Source organism: Comamonas endophytica (assembly GCF_023634805.2).
In the GTDB taxonomy this organism is placed as follows: Bacteria; Pseudomonadota; Gammaproteobacteria; order Burkholderiales; family Burkholderiaceae_C; genus Comamonas; species Comamonas endophytica.
The window spans coordinates 3,435,993-3,453,091 of record NZ_CP106881.1 but is presented as its reverse complement, the minus strand read 5'-3'; the positions used below and the strand labels follow the sequence as shown (position 1 = coordinate 3,453,091).

General features: G+C 67.3%; 15 protein-coding genes and 2 tRNA genes. 14 read left to right on the top strand and 3 right to left on the bottom strand.

Going from position 1 to position 17,099, the window contains the following annotated elements; genetic code table 11:
- Positions 1–12 precede the first annotated feature (12 nt).
- The 4 genes from selA (at position 13) to selD (ending at position 4,635) form a co-directional block, all read left to right on the top strand.
- On the top strand, positions 13–1,461 hold the full coding sequence (gene selA / locus M9799_RS15695) for an L-seryl-tRNA(Sec) selenium transferase (RefSeq protein WP_231042254.1): 1,449 nt from the start codon (positions 13–15) through the stop codon (positions 1,459–1,461).
- A complete protein-coding gene (selB, locus tag M9799_RS15690; RefSeq protein ID WP_231042253.1) occupies positions 1,458–3,392 on the top strand; it encodes a selenocysteine-specific translation elongation factor in 1,935 nt (644 codons plus the stop codon). The genes selA and selB overlap by 4 nt, the downstream gene beginning before the upstream one ends.
- Before the next feature lie 38 nt (positions 3,393–3,430).
- Positions 3,431–3,523, top strand: a tRNA-Sec gene (locus M9799_RS15685).
- A gap of 41 nt (positions 3,524–3,564) precedes the next feature.
- Entirely contained in the window at positions 3,565–4,635 is a 1,071-nt protein-coding gene (selD, locus tag M9799_RS15680; protein ID WP_231042252.1) for a selenide, water dikinase SelD, read from the top strand.
- A 198-nt stretch (positions 4,636–4,833) separates the two neighbouring features.
- Here selD and msbA read toward each other — a convergent pair whose 3' ends face one another.
- Positions 4,834–6,621, bottom strand: coding sequence for a lipid A export permease/ATP-binding protein MsbA (gene msbA, locus M9799_RS15675; protein WP_231042251.1), 1,788 nt, complete (start codon positions 6,619–6,621; stop codon positions 4,834–4,836).
- 121 nt (positions 6,622–6,742) lie between these two features.
- Here msbA and tolB point away from each other — a divergent pair, with 121 nt between their 5' ends.
- From tolB to M9799_RS15625, 10 genes are all read left to right on the top strand, one after another.
- Positions 6,743–8,062 (top strand): Tol-Pal system beta propeller repeat protein TolB, encoded by a 1,320-nt coding sequence (gene tolB / locus M9799_RS15670; RefSeq protein WP_231042250.1) that lies wholly within the window; start codon positions 6,743–6,745, stop codon positions 8,060–8,062.
- 62 nt (positions 8,063–8,124) lie between these two features.
- On the top strand, positions 8,125–8,667 hold the full coding sequence (gene pal / locus M9799_RS15665; protein ID WP_231042249.1) for a peptidoglycan-associated lipoprotein Pal: 543 nt from the start codon (positions 8,125–8,127) through the stop codon (positions 8,665–8,667).
- A gap of 38 nt (positions 8,668–8,705) precedes the next feature.
- Complete coding sequence (gene ybgF / locus M9799_RS15660) at positions 8,706–9,443, top strand: tol-pal system protein YbgF (protein WP_231042248.1); 738 nt, start codon at positions 8,706–8,708, stop codon at positions 9,441–9,443.
- Complete coding sequence (locus tag M9799_RS15655; RefSeq protein WP_231042247.1) at positions 9,440–10,249, top strand: tRNA threonylcarbamoyladenosine dehydratase; 810 nt, start codon at positions 9,440–9,442, stop codon at positions 10,247–10,249. The genes ybgF and M9799_RS15655 overlap by 4 nt, the downstream gene beginning before the upstream one ends.
- A 58-nt stretch (positions 10,250–10,307) precedes the next feature.
- Positions 10,308–10,383 (top strand) — tRNA-Lys (locus tag M9799_RS15650).
- Positions 10,384–11,144: 761 nt separating this feature from the next.
- Positions 11,145–12,845, top strand: a complete 1,701-nt coding sequence (gene mqo, locus M9799_RS15645) for a malate dehydrogenase (quinone) (RefSeq protein ID WP_231042246.1) — start codon at positions 11,145–11,147, stop codon at positions 12,843–12,845.
- 287 nt (positions 12,846–13,132) lie between these two features.
- On the top strand, positions 13,133–14,506 hold the full coding sequence (locus M9799_RS15640; RefSeq protein WP_231042245.1) for an RAD55 family ATPase: 1,374 nt from the start codon (positions 13,133–13,135) through the stop codon (positions 14,504–14,506).
- Positions 14,507–14,538: 32 nt separating this feature from the next.
- Positions 14,539–14,979, top strand: a complete 441-nt coding sequence (locus tag M9799_RS15635; protein ID WP_231042244.1) for a response regulator — start codon at positions 14,539–14,541, stop codon at positions 14,977–14,979.
- Positions 14,980–14,993: 14 nt separating this feature from the next.
- Positions 14,994–15,167, top strand: coding sequence for a hypothetical protein (locus M9799_RS15630; RefSeq protein ID WP_231042243.1), 174 nt, complete (start codon positions 14,994–14,996; stop codon positions 15,165–15,167).
- 210 nt (positions 15,168–15,377) lie between these two features.
- Positions 15,378–15,539: a hypothetical protein gene (locus M9799_RS15625; protein WP_231042242.1), complete on the top strand. Its 162-nt coding sequence runs from the start codon at positions 15,378–15,380 to the stop codon at positions 15,537–15,539.
- Positions 15,540–15,569: 30 nt separating this feature from the next.
- On the opposite strand, the gene M9799_RS15620 is transcribed toward M9799_RS15625, so the two are convergent.
- Both M9799_RS15620 and M9799_RS15615 read right to left on the bottom strand, forming a co-directional pair.
- Positions 15,570–16,280, bottom strand: coding sequence for an ankyrin repeat domain-containing protein (locus tag M9799_RS15620; RefSeq protein ID WP_231042241.1), 711 nt, complete (start codon positions 16,278–16,280; stop codon positions 15,570–15,572).
- Positions 16,277–17,083: a TatD family hydrolase gene (locus M9799_RS15615; RefSeq protein WP_231042240.1), complete on the bottom strand. Its 807-nt coding sequence runs from the start codon at positions 17,081–17,083 to the stop codon at positions 16,277–16,279. The genes M9799_RS15620 and M9799_RS15615 overlap by 4 nt, the downstream gene beginning before the upstream one ends.
- Positions 17,084–17,099 lie beyond the last annotated feature (16 nt).

Sequence of the window (17,099 nt, the reverse complement as noted above, 5' to 3'; positions counted from 1 at the left end):
CAAAATAGCGGGATGAGAACCGACGCCAGCGCATCCTCCCCCCGCTCCCCCCTGCCCTCCGTGGACCGGCTGCTCGGCAGCCCCGCGCTGGCGCCCTGGCTTGACCGCCATGGCCGCCAGGCCTGCACCCAGGCGCTGCGCGACACGCTCGATGCGCTTCGCGGCGAGTTGCGCGCGGGCGCCGCGCCGGCCCCAGACGCCACCAGCTTCGAGGGTATTGCCGCGGCGGCCGGCGAGCGCCTGGCCGCGCGCTTCGCGCCGCGCCTGCAGGCGGTGTTCAACCTCACCGGCACCGTACTGCACACCAACCTGGGCCGCGCGCTGCTGCCGCAGGAGGCAGTGGATGCAGTGATCGAGGCGATGCTGAATCCCGCAAACCTCGAATACGACCTGGCAACCGGTGGGCGCGGCGACCGCGACGACCTGATCGAGGAACTCATCTGCGAGCTCACCGGCGCCGAGGCCGCCACGGTGGTCAACAACAATGCCGCTGCCGTGCTGCTCACGCTGGGCACGCTGGCCGTGGGCAAGGAGGTGATCGTCTCGCGCGGCGAACTGGTCGAGATCGGCGGCGCCTTCCGCATTCCCGACATCATGGCGCGCGCCGGCGCCCGGCTGGTCGAGGTCGGCACCACCAACCGCACCCATGCGAGCGACTACCGCGAGGCCCTTGGCGCCGACACCGGCCTGCTGATGAAGGTGCATTGCAGCAACTACGAGGTGACGGGCTTCACCAAGAGCGTCAGCGACCAGGAAGTGGCGGCCATCGCCCACGCGCAGGGCCTGAACATGGTGGTGGACCTGGGCAGCGGCACGCTGGTCGACATGCGCCAGTGGGGCCTGCCGCACGAGGTCACCGTGCGCGAGACCCTCGCCGCGGGCGCCGACATCGTCACCTTCAGCGGCGACAAGCTGCTGGGCGGCCCGCAGGCCGGGCTGATCGTCGGGCGCAGGCACCTGATTGCGCGCATCAAGAAAAACCCGCTCAAGCGCGCGATGCGCGTGGGCAAGCTGACGCTGGCGGCGCTTGAGCCGGTGCTGCGGCTGTACCTGCACCCCGAACAATTGGCCGAGCGCCTGACCACGCTGCGGCTGTTCACGCGCCAGGAAACCGAGATGCAGGCCCAGGCCCAGGCGCTCGCGCCGCAGCTGCAGGCCGCGCTGGGCAGCGCCTATGTGGTCGAAACCGCGGCCATGGCCAGCCAGATCGGCAGCGGCGCGCTGCCCGTTGAATCGCTGCCGAGCCACGGCCTGCGCATCCACCCGGCCTCGGGCCGCCAGGCCGGACGCCAGCTGCTGCAGCTCGAAGCCGCGTTGCGCGCCCTGCCCCGCCCGGTGATCGGGCGCGTGCAGGCCGATGCGCTGTGGCTGGATCTGCGCTGCCTGGAGGCGCCGCAGCAGGCGCTGTTTGCCGCGCAATTGCCGCTGCTGGCGGCCAACATCGCTGGCAGCCGGCCATGATCATCGGCACCGCAGGCCATATCGACCATGGCAAGACCACGCTGGTGCGCGCGCTCACCGGCGTGGACACGGACCGCCTCAAGGAAGAGAAGGCGCGCGGCATCTCGATCGCGCTGGGTTATGCCTATGCGCCGCTGCCCAATGGCGACGTGCTGGGCATCATCGACGTGCCGGGGCACGAGAAATTCGTGCACACCATGGCCGCCGGCGCGGTCGGCATAGACCATGCGCTGCTGGTCGTGGCGGCCGACGACGGCGTGATGCCGCAGACGCGCGAGCACCTCGATATCCTGCAGCTGCTGGGCGTCACCCAGGCCAGCATTGCCTTGACCAAGGTGGACCGCGCCAGCGCGGCGCAGGTCGGCGCGGCCCGGGCCCAACTGGCCGATCTGCTGGGCGCCACGCCCTTCGCGGGGGCGCCGGTCTTCGAAACCGCGGCCAGCCGCCCGGAGGACCCGGGCGTGGCCGCGCTGCGCAGCCATCTGCACACCCTGGCCCAGCGCATGCCCGCGCGCGCGCAGGGCGGATTGTTCCGCCTGGCCGTGGACCGCAGCTTCAGCCTGGCGGGCCAGGGCACGGTGGTCACTGGCACGGTGTTCGGCGGCGCCGTGGCCACGGGCGATACCCTGGTGCATTCGCGCACCGGCCAGGACCTGCGCGTGCGCAGCATCCACGCGCAGAACCAGGCCAGCGAGCGCGCCGTGGCGGGGCAGCGCTGCGCGCTCAACCTCGCAGGGCTGGGCAAGGACGACATCCAGCGCGGCGACTGGATTGCCGATGGCGCGCTGCTGCAGGCCACCGAGCGCATCGACGTGCAGCTGCAGCTGCTGGCCACGGCGACCGAGCTGCGCCAGTGGACGCCCGTGCACCTGCACCTGGGCACGGCGCATTGCACGGCCCATGTGGCGCTGCTCGAAGGCGAGCGCATCGAGCCGGGCAGCTGCGTGCGCGCCCAGCTGGTGCTGGATGCACCGGTGTTCTGCCTGCCCGGCGACCGTTTGATCCTGCGCAATGCCCAGGCCAGCCGCACCATTGCCGGCGGCAGCGTCATCGATCCCTACGCCCCCGCGCGCAAGCGCCGCAGTCCCGAGCGCATCGCCTATCTGCAGGCGCTGCAGACGCTCGTCGGCACGGGCCGCGCCGAGCAGCTGCTGGCCCGGTCGCCGCAGGGCCTGCCGCTGTCGCAGCTGGTGCGGCTGTCCGGCCGGCGCTGGGACGCGCAAGACCTGCCCGCCGACTGCCTACAGCTGCCGCTGGCCGGCGACACCCTGCTGCTGCCCGCGGCGCGCTGGCAACAGCTGCGTGCGCAGGTGCTGGCGACGCTCGCGCAATTCCACGAGAAGCACCCCGACGAGCCCGGCCTGAACGCCGCGCGCCTGCGCCGCATGGCCTGGCCGGGGCTGGTGCAAGGCACGCACGATGCGCTGTGGCGCGCGCTGATCGACGGTTTGCTGCGCGATGCGCAGATCGCTGCCAGTGGCGCCTGGCTGCATCTGCCCGGGCATGCGGTACAGCTGAGCGCGCAGGAAGATGTTCTTGCCAGACAGCTGCTGCCGCTGATCGATGCCGGCCGCTACGACCCGCCCTGGGTGCGCGACCTGGCGGCCACCACGGGCGCCGGTGAGGACAGCGTGCGCCAGCTGCTGCGCAAGCTGGCGCGCCGCGGACAGGTGTTCCCTGTGGTCAAGGACCTGTACTACGGCGCCGCGCGCATGCAGGCGCTGGCGCAGCTGGTGCAGGAGCTGGCGGGAGCGCATGCGCGCGCCGAAGTCGAAGCGCGTGCCTTTCGCGACGCCACGGGCCTGGGGCGCAAGCGCGCCATCCAGATCCTCGAGTTCTTCGACCGCGTCGGCTACACGCGCCGGCTGCGCGACGCGCACCTGCTGCGCCCCGACGCCCGCTGGCAGGATGCCGCGGCGCCGTTACAATAGCGATGCTTGCCCGCGCCGCCCTGGCGCCGGGCGCAGATGGAAGGCATGCACACCCGGTGGTGTGGCCGGGCTTCAAACCCGGTGAGGGGCGTCAGCCGCTCCTGGGTAGGTTCGACTCCTGCTGCTTTCCGCCCTCTTTGCCCACGCATCCGCCAAGAGCCCGATCCAGCCCATGAACCACACCGCCCTCCAGCCGCCCACGGCCCCGCGTCTCACTTCCCTGTCCCACGGCGGCGGCTGCGGCTGCAAGATCGCGCCGGGCGTGCTGGCACAGCTGATCGGGCAGAGCGCGCTGCCCAAGCAGTTCTTCCCCGACCTGCTGGTGGGCAACGAGACCGCCGACGATGCGGCCGTCTACCGCATCAACGACGAGCAGGCGATCGTCGCGACCACCGATTTCTTCATGCCCATCGTGGACGATCCGTACGACTTCGGCCGCATTGCCGCGGCCAATGCGCTGTCGGACATCTATGCGATGGGCGGCACGCCGCTGATGGCGCTGGCCATCGTCGGCATGCCGATCAACGTGCTGCCGCACGCGACCATCGCCAAGGTGCTCGAAGGCGGCGAATCGATCTGCCGCGAAGCCGGCATTCCGCTGGCCGGCGGGCATTCGATCGACTCGGTCGAGCCGATCTATGGGTTGGTGGGCATCGGCATCGTCAACCCCAGGCACATGAAGCGCAATGCCGATGCGCGTGAGGGCGACGTGCTGGTGCTGGGCAAGCCCCTGGGCGTGGGCATCCTGTCTGCGGCGCTGAAGAAGAACCTGCTCGATGAAGCCGGCTACCGCGCCATGGTGGAGACCACCACGCAGCTCAACCGTCCGGGCGCGGCGCTGGCGCGGATCGAAGGCGTGCATGCGCTGACCGATGTCACCGGCTTCGGCCTGCTGGGCCATGCACTGGAGCTGGCGCGCGGCGCGGGTCTCACGGCGCACATCGACGGCCGCGCGCTGCCGCTGCTGCCCACGGTGCAGGACTTTGCCGAGCGCGGCGTGGTCACGGGCGCATCGGGGCGCAACTGGGCAGCCTATGGCGAGCAGATCGAGATGGACAAGCAGTTGCCGCCATCCTTGCAGGCCCTGCTGACCGACCCGCAGACTTCGGGCGGGCTGTTGGTGTCCTGCTCCGCCGACAGCGTGCAGCAGGTGCTCGAGCTGTTTGCGGCCCAGGGGTTTGCGCAGGCTGCCGTCGTCGGCCGCATGGACGCTGGCGATTCGCGGGTCATCGTGACGTACTGAGGCGCGGCGCCCAGGCCGGCAATTACCAGTCGCCATGCACTCCGGCACCAAACTGCTGCTCAATGTCGGCTCGACCGTGTGCCCCATGTGGCAACTGCATCGGCGTTGTTCCAGTTCGGCACGCAGCTGGCAAATCCGGAGTGAATCGCGCCCGGCGGCTCCTGCCCATCGACGGATTGCAGGCGCCGCCCGCGCAAACTAGTGCGCTGCGGGCCGCGCCTGCAGCCGCGCATAGAGCCCGCCCTGCGCAATCAGTTGCGCATGCGAGCCCTGCTCGACAATGTGGCCGCGCTCCATGACCACCACGCGGTCGGCATGCTCGATGGTGGAAAGCCGGTGCGCGATGACCAGCGTCGTGCGGCCCTGCATCAGCCGCTGCAGCGCCTCCTGCACCAGGCGTTCGGACTCGGTGTCGAGCGCCGAGGTGGCCTCGTCCAGAATCAGGATCGGCGCGTCCTTATAGATGGCGCGCGCGATCGCCAGGCGCTGGCGCTGTCCGCCCGACAGCTGGGCGGCGTTGTGTCCCACCAGGGTCTGCAGGCCCTGGGGCATGCGGCGCACATGCTCGCCCAGATTGGCGGCTTCGAGGCTGGCCCAGACCTTGGCCTCATCGATCCGAGCGCCCAGCGCGACGTTGGCCGCCACGCTGTCGTTGAACATCACCACATCCTGGCTGACCATCGCGAACTGCCGGCGCAGGCTGGACAGGTCCCAGTCGCCCAGAGGCCGGCCGTCAAGCAGCACCTCGCCCTGCGTGGGCGCCAGGAAGCGCGGCAGCAGATTGACCAGCGTGGTCTTGCCCGCCCCCGAGGGCCCGACCAGCGCCACGACCTCGCCCGGCTGCACGCGCAGGTTGACCTGCGCCAGCGCCGGCGCGTGGTCCTCGCCAAAGGCCACGCCCACATCGCGCAGCTCGAGCGCGCCGCGCGCGCGCGCCGTCCGGTGCGTGCCGCCCTGCTCCGCCTGCGTGCTGTCCAGCAGCGCCAGCCCGCGCTCGAGTGCGGCCACGCCGCGCGTGATCGGGTTGGCGACATCGGCCAGCCGGCGGATGGGCGCCACCAGCATCAGCATCGCGGTGATGAACGACACGAAGCCGCCCACCGTGACATCGTCGGCGCGCAGGGCCTGGCGGCTTTGCCACAGCGCGATGCAGATCACCGCCGACAGCGCGGCCGCGGCCAGCAACTGGGTCAGCGGGGTCATCGCCGCCGAAGCGATGGTGGACTTGACGGCCAGATGGCGCAGGCGCTGGCTCAGGGAGCCGAAGCGCCCCTGCTGCTCCTGCTGCGCGCCGTGCAGCCGCACCATGCGGTGGGCCAGCACGTTTTCCTCGACCACATAGGCCAGCGAATCGGTGGCCTCCTGGCTGGCCTTGGTGATGCGGTACAGCCGCCGCGACAGCGTTTTCATGATCCACGCGACACCGGGCACGACCAGCCCCACCACCAGCGTCAATTGCCAGTTGAGATACAGCAGATAGCCCAGCAGCGCGATCAGCGTGAAGCTGTCGCGCGACAGGCCCATCATGGCCTGCACCAGCAGCGTCGAGCCGGTCTGCACTTCATACACCACGGTGTTCGACAGGCTGCTGGCCGACTGGCGCGAAAACAGCGCCATGTCCGCCGCCAGCAACCGGTCGAACAGCGCATGGCGCAGGCTCAGCATGCCCTCGTTGGCGATGCGCGCCAGCGCGTACTGGCCGACGAACTGGGCGATGCCGCGCAGCAGGAACACGCCCATGATGGATAAGGGCACCAGCCACAGCTGCAAGCTGCCATCGGTGAAGCCGCTGTCCAGCAGGGGCTTGAGCAGCGCGGGGATCATCGGCTCGGTGGCCGCCCCGACCAGCATGGCAAGCACGGCCAGCACCCAGGTCCAGCGGCGGCCGCCGAAATACGGTGCCAGGCGCTTGAGACGCTGGCGCATGCTTCGGGGCGGCGCGGACACGGCGCTGGCGGCTTCGGGGGCGGAGGGGGTGGCTTGCATGTGACGCGGATTCTACGGCCCCCACAGCCTGCGTAATCATCGTCTTACATATCGGCTGCGCGGTAGTGTGTAACATCCGCTCGTTAAGCACCGGGACAAACCCGCACTATGATGGTTGCCAATGACTATTGACCGAACTCCATCCACCCTTTCTTCCGCGGCGGCGCCGCTCACGATGCGCCGCGGCTTTCTCGCGGCCCTGGCCTCCACGCCTGCCCTGCCAGCCCTTGCGCAGTTCCGTGTCGAAGTCACGGGCGTGGGCCTGACGCAGTTGCCGATCGCCATTGCCCCGTTCCGCGGCGAGGCCCAGTCGCCGCAGAAGCTCGCCGCCATCGTGCAGGCCGATCTCGAGCGCAGCGGCCAGTTCCGCGGCGTCGACGCCTCGGGCACGCAGCTCGATGAAACCTCGCGCCCCGACGTCGCGCTGTGGAAGCAGAAGATGGCCGACTCGCTGGTCACGGGCAGCGTGACGCGCCTGGCCGACGGCCGTTTCGACGTGCGCTTTCGCCTGTGGGACGTGGTGCGCGGCGAGGACCTGGGCGGCCAGGGCTTTGCCGTCACCACCGGCGACCTGCGCCTGGTGGCCCACCGCATTGCCGACTACGTCTATGAGAAGCTCACCGGCGAGCGCGGCATCTTCTCGACACGCATTGCCTATGTCACCAAAGCCGGCAGAAACTACCGGCTGTGGATTGCCGATGCCGATGGCGAGAACGCGCAATCGGCGCTGTCGAGCGCCGAGCCCATCATCTCGCCGGCATGGTCGCCCAACGGCCGGCAGGTGGCCTATGTATCCTTCGAGTCGCGCAAGCCCGTGGTCTACGTGCACGACGTGTCCAGCGGCCGGCGCCGGCTGGTGGCGAACTTCCGCGGCTCCAACAGCGCGCCGGCCTGGTCGCCCAATGGCGAGCAGCTGGCCGTCACGCTCACGCGCGATGGCGGCTCGCAGCTGTACATGATCAGCGCCGAGGGCGGCGAGCCGCGCCGCCTGATGCAAAGCAGCGGCATCGATACCGAACCGGCGTTTTCCAGCGACGGCCGCACGATCTTCTTCGTCAGCGACCGCGGCGGTGCGCCGCAGATCTACAAGGTCTCGGCCAGCGGCGGCAACGCCGAGCGCGTGACTTTCAGCGGCAGCTACAACATTTCTCCCAGCGTGAGTCCGGACGGCCGCTGGCTCGCGTATATTTCGCGCGTGGGCGGGGGCTTCAAGCTGCATGTGATGGACCTGAGTGCAGGCACCGTGACCGCGATTACCGACACCACGGCCGATGAGAATCCGAGTTTTGCGCCCAACAGCCGCCTGATCGTCTACGCGACGCTGCAGCAGGGGCGCGAATCGCTGATGACCACGACGCTGGACGGCAAGATCAAGGCGCGTCTGGCAGGCCAGGGTGGCGACATTCGCGAGCCGGACTGGGGCCCGTTCCTCAAACATTGAGTTTTGCTTTTCTTTTCATAAACGTTACTTGCGCATTCGTACTGCCACACGCTGGAGTCCACATGATCACCTTCAAACGCCTTTCCATCGCCCTGACCGTCGCCGCCCTGATGGCGGGTTGCAGCTCGGGCGTCAAGCTCGATGACAAGCCCGTCACCGACGGCTCCGCGCTGAGCAGCGGCGCTGGCGCCGGCGCCAACGGCGGCGGCACGGCCCAAAGCGGCGTTTCCGGCGTCGACCTGACCCAGTCGGGCAGCAACCAGGCCGGCCCCCAAGGCGTGAGCCGCATCGTGTATTTCGACTACGACTCGTTCGTCATCAAGGCCGATGCACAGGCCCAGATCGAAGCCCATGCCCGTTTCATCAAGGCTTCGCCCAACCGCCGTGTCGTCATCGAAGGCCACACCGACGAGCGCGGTGGCCGCGAATACAACCTGGCACTGGGCCAGAAGCGCGCCGAAGCCGTGCGCCGCTCGCTGGGCCTGCTGGGCGTGCCCGACTCCCAGGTCGAAGCCGTGAGCTTCGGCAAGGAAAAGCCCGCCATGCAGGGCTTCACCGAAGAAGCTTTCGCGCAGAACCGCCGCGCTGAACTGTCCTACCGTTGATGACAATGCCGTTTTTCCGCACCACTTCCGTTGCCCGAATGGTGCTGGCTTTGGCCTGCACCGCATCCTTTGCCACCGCCAGCCAGGCCGCCCTGTTCGGCGATGACGAGGCGCGCCGCGCGATTCTCGAGTTGCGCCAGCGCCTCGATGCCATGCAGCAGTCGAACCAGCGTGCGAGCGAAGACACGGCGCAGCTGCGGCGCAGCCTGCTCGACCTGCAGGCGCAGATCGAGACGCTGCGCCAGGACCAGGCACGGCTGCGCGGGCAAAACGAACAGCTGGTGCAGCAGTCCTCGGAACTGCAGCGCCGGCAAAAGGACATTGCCCAGGGTGTGGAAGAACGGCTCAAGCAATTCGAGCCGGTGGCCGTCACGGTCGACGGCCAGCAGTTCACGGCCGATCCGGCCGAGAAACGCGACTTCGAAGCCGCGCTCGAGGTCTTCCGCGCCGGGCGTTTCGCCGACGCGAACAAATCCTTCAGCGCCTTCATCCGCCAGTACCCGCGCAGCGGCTACCTGCCCTCGGCACGCTTCTGGCTGGGCAATGCCCAGTACGCCGAGCGCGACTACAAGGAGGCCATCGCCAACTTCAGGTCGCTGCTCACGGCAACCCCCGAGCACGGCCGCGCGCCCGAAGCGGCACTGTCCATCGCCAACTGCCAGATCGAGCTCAAGGACACGCGCGCCGCGCGCAAGACGCTTGAGGATCTGGTCAAGACCTATCCGCGCAGCGAAGCCGCAGTGGCCGCCAAAGACCAGCTGTCCCGCCTGAAATGACGTCCACGCAGAGCACTGCGCCCGGCGATACCCCCCTGCTTCCGGACAACCAGCGCCGCTTCGGCGGCCTGGAGCGCCTCTATGGCGTCGAGGGGGCAGCGCGCATCCGCGCGGCGCATGTGGCCGTGGTCGGCATCGGCGGGGTCGGCTCCTGGGCCGCCGAGGCGCTGGCGCGCAGCGGCGTCGGCCGCATCACTCTGATCGACCTGGACCAGGTGTCCGAGTCGAACATCAACCGCCAGATCCACGCCCTCAGCTCCACCGTCGGCCAGGCCAAGGTGGACGCCATGCGCGAACGCATTGCGCAGATCCATCCGGATTGCGAAGTGCAGTGCATCGAGGATTTCGTCGAGCCGGAGAACTGGCCGGCACTGCTGCCCGCGGGCGTCACGGCCGTCATCGATGCCTGCGACCAGGTCAAGGCCAAGACCGCCATGGCGGCGCACGCACGGCGCAACAAGCTGCTTTTCATCAGCGCAGGTGCTGCCGGCGGCAAACGCCATGCGCACAAGGTCGACATCGACGACCTGAGCCAGACCACCCACGACCCGCTGCTGGCCCAGCTGCGCTACCGCCTGCGCCGCGAACACCGCGCTCCGCGCGACGGCAAGAAGATGGGCGTGGCCTGCGTCTTCAGCCGCGAGCCCGTGGCCCAGCCCGATGCCTCCTGCGCCATCGACAGCGCCGACGGCACGCTCAACTGCCATGGTTACGGCTCGGTCGTCGCCGTGACGGCGACCTTCGGCCAATGCGCGGCCGGCTGGGTGCTGGATCAAATTGCGGCCATCAAGCCAAAAGTGGCTTGAATTCCGTGCTAGAATCGTGTTCTTCGCTGATCGGAACAATGGTTTCGTGAAGCAGGTGGGGTCGTTAGCTCAGTCGGTAGAGCAGCGGACTTTTAATCCGTAGGTCGCGTGTTCGAATCACGCACGACCCACCAAGGCACACAAGGAAAACCCGCTATCTTTTGGATAGCGGGTTTTTGTTTTTATACTCGCAAATACCTGTGCTTTGATCTTTTGTCTCGGCAGCCTGCCCCCCATGGCTCCAGCGCTATCACCTTGCGCGTGATCCACGCATCACTGGTGCCCGCAATGCTGTCAATGTTGAAGAACCAGCCGGTGCCCGTCACTGCACTGCATGACCATGCCATCCTGACGGCATTTACATAGTGAAACCACCTATTGCTTTCCGACTCGGCACAATCCGACCCCACGTGGGCTGATCGAGCTCCAGGCGGGTGACATGCACTCAAGCGATGTGCCGGCATGGAGCATGGATCAGCGCCAACTGAAGCCGCCATGCCCGGTCCGGATTGCATCCCTCGGAAGCCATCTGCCGGGCACGGCCGGTGGGCGTGACGCAATGGCGAGATCGGCGGGAATCGCTGGCTCCGTTTGGCATCACTGCAGAGACGATTGCCGAGTCGGCACGCACTGGTTGCTGCCGCACGGACCATCGCTGTACCAGCGTACGCGGTCACCTGCGGGGAACAAGCCGTTGCAGCCGCCCAGCCCCGCAGCTTTTCCTATGCCGCCACGTCAGAGCGGAAAGGGAGCTGCGGGGATTTTTTTATGACCTGTTTGCGCAGGGCAGCCAGGCGTGTGGTCGGTCCTTGATCGAGCGCCGCCTGGAGAGAGCGTCAAGCCTTGCGCAGTTTTTTTCTATTGAAACCGATTCGCCAACGGTATGGAGTATTCCATGCGTAAATTCAAGATATGGGGCATCAGCCTGCTGGCCCTTCTAGCAATCGTGGGGGTCCTGTTCCTCTACTGGCCACTGCATCAGCGTTCGGTGCCCGCTGCCGAGAACGACAAGCCTGTGGACGTCGTCCTGGTCGGCGGCGGCATCATGAGCATCACGCTGGCCACCTATCTGCAGGAACTGCAGCCCGACCTGAAGGTGCAGCTGTTCGAACGCCTCGACGGCGTGGCGCTGGAGAGCTCCAACGGCTGGAACAACGCCGGCACCGGCCACTCGGCGTTTGCCGAGCTGAACTACACGCCGGAACTGCCGGACGGCTCGATCGAGACCAAGCGCGCGGTCGGCATTGCCGAACAGTTCGAGATCTCGCGCCAGTTCTGGTCGCATCAGGTCAAGGAAGGCCGTCTGTCGCAGCCTTCGGACTTCATCAATCCAACGCCTCACATGAGCTTCGTCTGGGGCGAGGACCGCGTCGAATACCTGCGCAAACGCTACGAGGCGCTGTCCAGGAATCCGCTGTTCTACGGCATGCAGTTCTCCACGGACCCCGCGCAGATCAAGCAATGGGCACCGCTGGTGATGGAAGGGCGCGACCCCGCCCAGAAGGTGGCTGCGACCTATATGCCGCTGGGCACCGACGTCAACTTCGGCGTCATCACCAACCAGCTGACCCGCGGCCTGCAGCGCAACCCCAACTTCCAGCTGCAGGTGCAGCATGAAGTCACGGCGCTGCGCCAGGGCGACGACAAGATCTGGAACGTCACCGTCAAGGACCTCAAGAATGGCACGGAACGCACCGTCAAGTCGCGTTTCGTGTTCATCGGCGCCGGCGGCGCTGCCGTGAAGCTGCTGCAGATGTCCGGCATTCCCGAAGCGAAGAACTACGCCGGCTTCCCCGTGGGCGGCCAGTTCCTGGCCTTCAAGGCCCCGGCCCTGGCCGAGCGCCACAAGGTCAAGGTCTACGGCATGGCGGAAACCGGCTCGCCGCCGATGTCGGTGCCACACATCGATGCCCGCAAGCTCGACGACAAGCCGGTGGTGCTGTTTGGCCCTTTCGCGCTGTTCAGCACCAAGTTCCTGAAGGAAGGTTCGTGGTTCGATCTGTTCTCGTCCGTCACCCATGACAACGTGGGCGGCATGCTGAAGGTGGGCAGCGAGAACCTGGACCTGGTGAAGTATCTGATGCAGCAGGCCAAGCTGACCGACGAAGACCGGCATGCCGAACTGCTCAAGTACTACCCCAACGCCAAGCGCGAGGACTGGGAGCTGATCACCGCCGGCCAGCGCGTGCAGATCATCAAGAACGATCCCGAAAAGGGCCCGCTGCTGCAGTTCGGCACCGAGATCGTGACGGACAAGGACAAGACCATTGCTGCCCTGCTGGGCGCCTCGCCGGGTGCGTCGACCTCTCCTCCGATCATGCTGAACCTGCTGGCCCAGGCCTTTCCCCAGGAAATGGCGGCTGGATGGGAAACCAAGCTCAAGGACATCGTTCCGTCCTACGGCCGCAAGATCAACGAGAGCGCCGCGCTGACCAACGAGATCCGCACGCAGACGAGCCAGGCGCTGGGCCTGCCCTACATCGAGGTGCCGGTGGGTGCCCAGGGCGCTGCCGCAGCCGCGGCTGCGGCCCCGGCGACGCCTTCCCCGGCAGCGCCTGCATCCCGCAATGCAAATACCGAGATGCAAGCGCTTTGAGTGCGCCGTGCGGGGTCCGCGGACCCTGCACCAGACCGTTGACGGTTGAAAAAAAGGAGCCTGCGGGCTCCTTTTTCTTTTCTGCGAACGACTTGGTCCGCCACCCTGGGGTTGGTGCCAGTGCCAGCGCAATCCAGATGGTGCCTTGATCGATCGCCCATCTTTGCGCGTGTTTGCAGCCGCACTGCCCGGCGAGCCCTAGAATCAAAGCTTTCCGCGGCGCTCCTGCGCGCGACGTCCGGAGCGGCTCAGTGGATCCGCTCCCACTTGATATTTGCATTCAGAAAATGAAAAGATTGCCGACTCTTGTCGAAGGCCTGGACGATATTCTCAACGGTGGGTTGTTCGAGGGTGGTGTCTACATTTTCGAGGGGCCTCCGGGCGTGGGCAAGACCACGTTGGCCAACCAGATCGCCTACACCCTGGCACGGCGGGAGATTCGCACGCTGTACGTCACCATGCTGGCGGAGTCGCACGCACGCATGCTCCAGCACATGGAGCAGCAGATCTTCTTCGACCAGCAGGAAGTCAGTGCGACGGTGTTCTACGTCAGCGGCTACCGCGAGCTGGAGCAAGGCGGGCTCAAGGCCGTGGTGGGCCTGCTGCGCGGCGAGCTGATAAGGCACCGAGCCTCGCTGCTGGTGCTCGATGGCCTGGTCGTCGACAGCCTCAGCACCACGACCAACGATGCGGTGCGCCAGTTCGTGCACGAGCTGCAGAGCCTGGTGAGCGCCATGTCCTGCACCTGCCTGATCCTCACCAGCGGCAACAGCAATTCGCTGAGCGCGGAGCAGACCATGGTCGACGGCATCTTTGCCTTTGAGGACCATGGCTTCCATTGGCGCGCCGAGCGCCGCATGCAGGTGCGCAAGTTCCGCGGCAGCATGGTCCTTCGCGGCCAGCACACCTTCTGCCTCTCCTCGAAGGGGGTGCAGTTCTTTCCGCGGCTGGAGAGCCTGCCGCTGGTCGATGCCAGCGCCAGGATGGGCCCGGACATCGTCCCCACCGGCTGGCGCGTGTTGGACGCTGCGCTGCGCGGCGGCGGCTTCCTCTCGGGCAGCGCGTCGCTAGTCGTGGGAGACAGCGGAACCGGCAAGACCACCCTGGCGCTGGCCTTTGCCGCGGCTTCGGGCGCCGATGGCACCGCGCTGGTGCTTTCCTGCACGGAACTTGCCAGCGATCTGCGCCGGCTCAGCACCGAGCTGGGATTGGGCGTCGAGGCAGCGCTTTTCCGCGGCGAGCTGATGATCAGGAATCTGGGCCAGGAAGACGAGTCCATGGATGAAATGGGCCATCAGCTGCTGCGCCTGGTCGATGAATTCAAGATCCGCCGGCTGGTGGTGGATGGCGTGGCAGGCCTTGCCGATACGCTGGCATTCAAGGACCGCGGCTACCGCTTCCTGGGGCGCCTGCTGGTGGAACTGCGCCGGCGCGGGGTCACGTGCCTGTTCACGATGGATCCCGAGGCATTGGCGGTGGCAGCGGGCGCGCCGCTGGCCGATGGCCTGGTGGGCTGGTTCGACAACCTGTTTGTCTTCGATGCGACGCCAGCGAGCGACAGGCTCGTTAATCAGCGTATCCTTAGGGTTGCAAAAATTCGCGGCGGCGCAGCCCTGAAGTCCTCGGTGGACATCGCCGTTTCGCTCCCCCAGGGCGCTTGAGCCCTTTATTGCCTGCAAGAAAGACCGTCTCGATGAAACTGGTTCTTGTCGTCGAAGACGAATATGGAAACGCCGAGATCCTGCAGCTGCTGCTGGAAGCCGAAGGCTACCGGGTTGCCGTGGCGTCCAATGGCCAGCATGCGCTGCAGATCCTCATGGAGGGCGAAAAGCCTGCGCTGATATTGTCGGACTTCATGATGCCGATCATGAACGGCGGCGAATTCGGCCAGGCCTTGAGCCAGGACGAAGCGCTGCGCGACATCCCTTTTGTCTTCATGAGCGCCACCAGCCAGGATGTGGTGCGCCGCGTGTTCAAGGGCTACGATGCCTTCCTGGTCAAGCCCATTGAATTCGAATCGCTGCTGCTGGTGGTGGAGCGCCTGATCGCCCGTGGACGCCAGCCCGCTGCAGGTCAGGTCGAGGATTCGATGCGCCAGCTGCTCAAGGGCATCCATATGCCCACCCGCGACTGAAAAGCAAAAGCGCCATGTCCCACACCGAATCGTTCCAGACCGAGGAAGAGGCACATGCCTATGCGCAGCAGGCGGGCCTGCGCAATTACCGGGTGGTTGCCGAGCCCGGGCCCGTCACGCAGATGATGCCGCTGGGCGGGCAGGACGGTATTCCACCGATCCGCTTCGCCATCGAATACCTGGACTAGAAGCCGCCTTGCCGGCCGCGCCTCGCCGGCCGCGCCTTGCCGGTCGCGCCTCGCCGGCCGCGCCTCGCCGGCCACGGCAGCTTTTTCGCCAAGCTTGGCCCCGCTCCTACAGCGGCGGCGCGTGTCTTGCGCCACGCTTGCGTTGGATGGCCTGCACTGCTGCATGCAGCAGCCGGCCCCCGGTATCAACCCGCCACGCAAGGACGACCCATGAGCAACCCGAAGACGCCCGCATCGCTGCCCGAAGACGAGGATATGGACCCCGTCGGCCAGCCCTATCAGGACCAGGCCGCCACGGCGCCGGAAAATGGCGACGATCCGCCCCATCCGCCCTTCTCGCCAGACAACGAGCCCGACATCGCGCCCGAATAAGCAGGCAGCGCACCAGGCGCCGGCGACCGATCACCAGCCCGGCCGGCGCTCGGGCCTTGGCTGCGCGATGCGCTTGCGCTGCTGGGCCCGCGTCAGGGTCTCGACCATATAGTCGCGCGAGGCCTGGCGCGCGAAATCCACCGGCGTCCAGCCGCGCTGATTCCTGGCCAGCGGATCGGCCCCGTACTGCAGCAGCTGGGCCACGACCTCTTCCGAGCTGTACTGCGCCGCCATCATCAGCGCCGTCGTGCCGTTGGGCGACGGCGCGTCGACAGGAGCGCCGCGGCGCACCAGCAGCTGCACGATCGCCAGGCTGTCGGGCAGCGCCGCCGAGGTGGCGTAATGAAGCGCGTTCCAGCCTTCCTTGTGCACCGCGGCGCCGCGCTCGAGCAGCCGGCGCGCGATGTTCAGATGGCCCTTGAGCGCCGCCATCATCAACGCATTCTCGCCCTGGGCGCTGGCTTCATCCAGCCGGATGCCGGGCGCCAGCATCAGCACCTCGAACACGCGCAGCGAATCGCGGTGCAGCGCGGCCACCATGCCCGGGCGCCCGCGCGAATCACGCGTATTGGGGTCTGCGCCGCGCAGCAGCAACTCGAGCATGGCCTTGGGGTTGTCGCGGATCACGGCGCGCTCGAAGTCGACCTCGACATCGGCATGTGCCAGGCCCGGCAGCAGCGCGGCGGCGGCCAGCTCGGCCGCGGCTCGAAGGCAGCGGCGTCGGGTATGCGTCTGGATCATGAAACCACCCCCTTGAACAAGGTGTTGAAGTTGGCGCTGGTCAGCGCAGCGATTTCCTCGACCGGCAGGCCGCGCACGGCCGCGATCTGCTGCGCCACGAAGGGCACATAGGCCGGGCTGTTGGTCTTGCCGCGGTAGGGCATGGGGGCGAGATAGGGGCTGTCCGTCTCGATCAGCATCCGGTCCAGCGGCACGAAGGCTGCCACGTCGCGCAGGTACTGTGCGTTCTTGAAGGTGACGATGCCGGAAAACGAGATGTAATAGCCCAGGTCCAGCGCCGCGCGCGCGACCTCGGCGGTCTCGGTGAAGCAGTGCAGCACGCCGCCGGCCTGGTTGCCTGCGCCGTCCTCACCCTCCTCGCGCAGGATGGCCAGGGTATCGTCGGAGGCGCTGCGCGTGTGGATCACCAGCGGCTTGGCGCAGGCGCGCGCCGCGCGGATGTGCACGCGAAAGCGCTCGCGCTGCCACTCGAGGTCGGCCACAGATCGCCCGCCCTTGCGGTCCTCCATGCCGTAGTAGTCGAGGCCCGTCTCGCCAATCGCCACCACGCGCGGCAGGGCGGCGCGTTCGAGCAGGTCCTGCACGCTGGGCTCGGTCATGTCCTCGGTGTCGGGATGCACGCCCACCGTGCACCAGAAGTTGTCATAGGCGGTGGCCAGCGCATGCACCTCGCCGAACTCCTCCATGGTCGTGCAGATGCACAGCGCGCGGTCCACCCGGGCTTCGGCCATGGCGGCGCGGATGGACGGCAGGTTCTGGGCCAGCGCGGGGTAGTTCAGGTGGCAGTGGGAATCGGTAAACATCGAAAGCTCTCAAAAC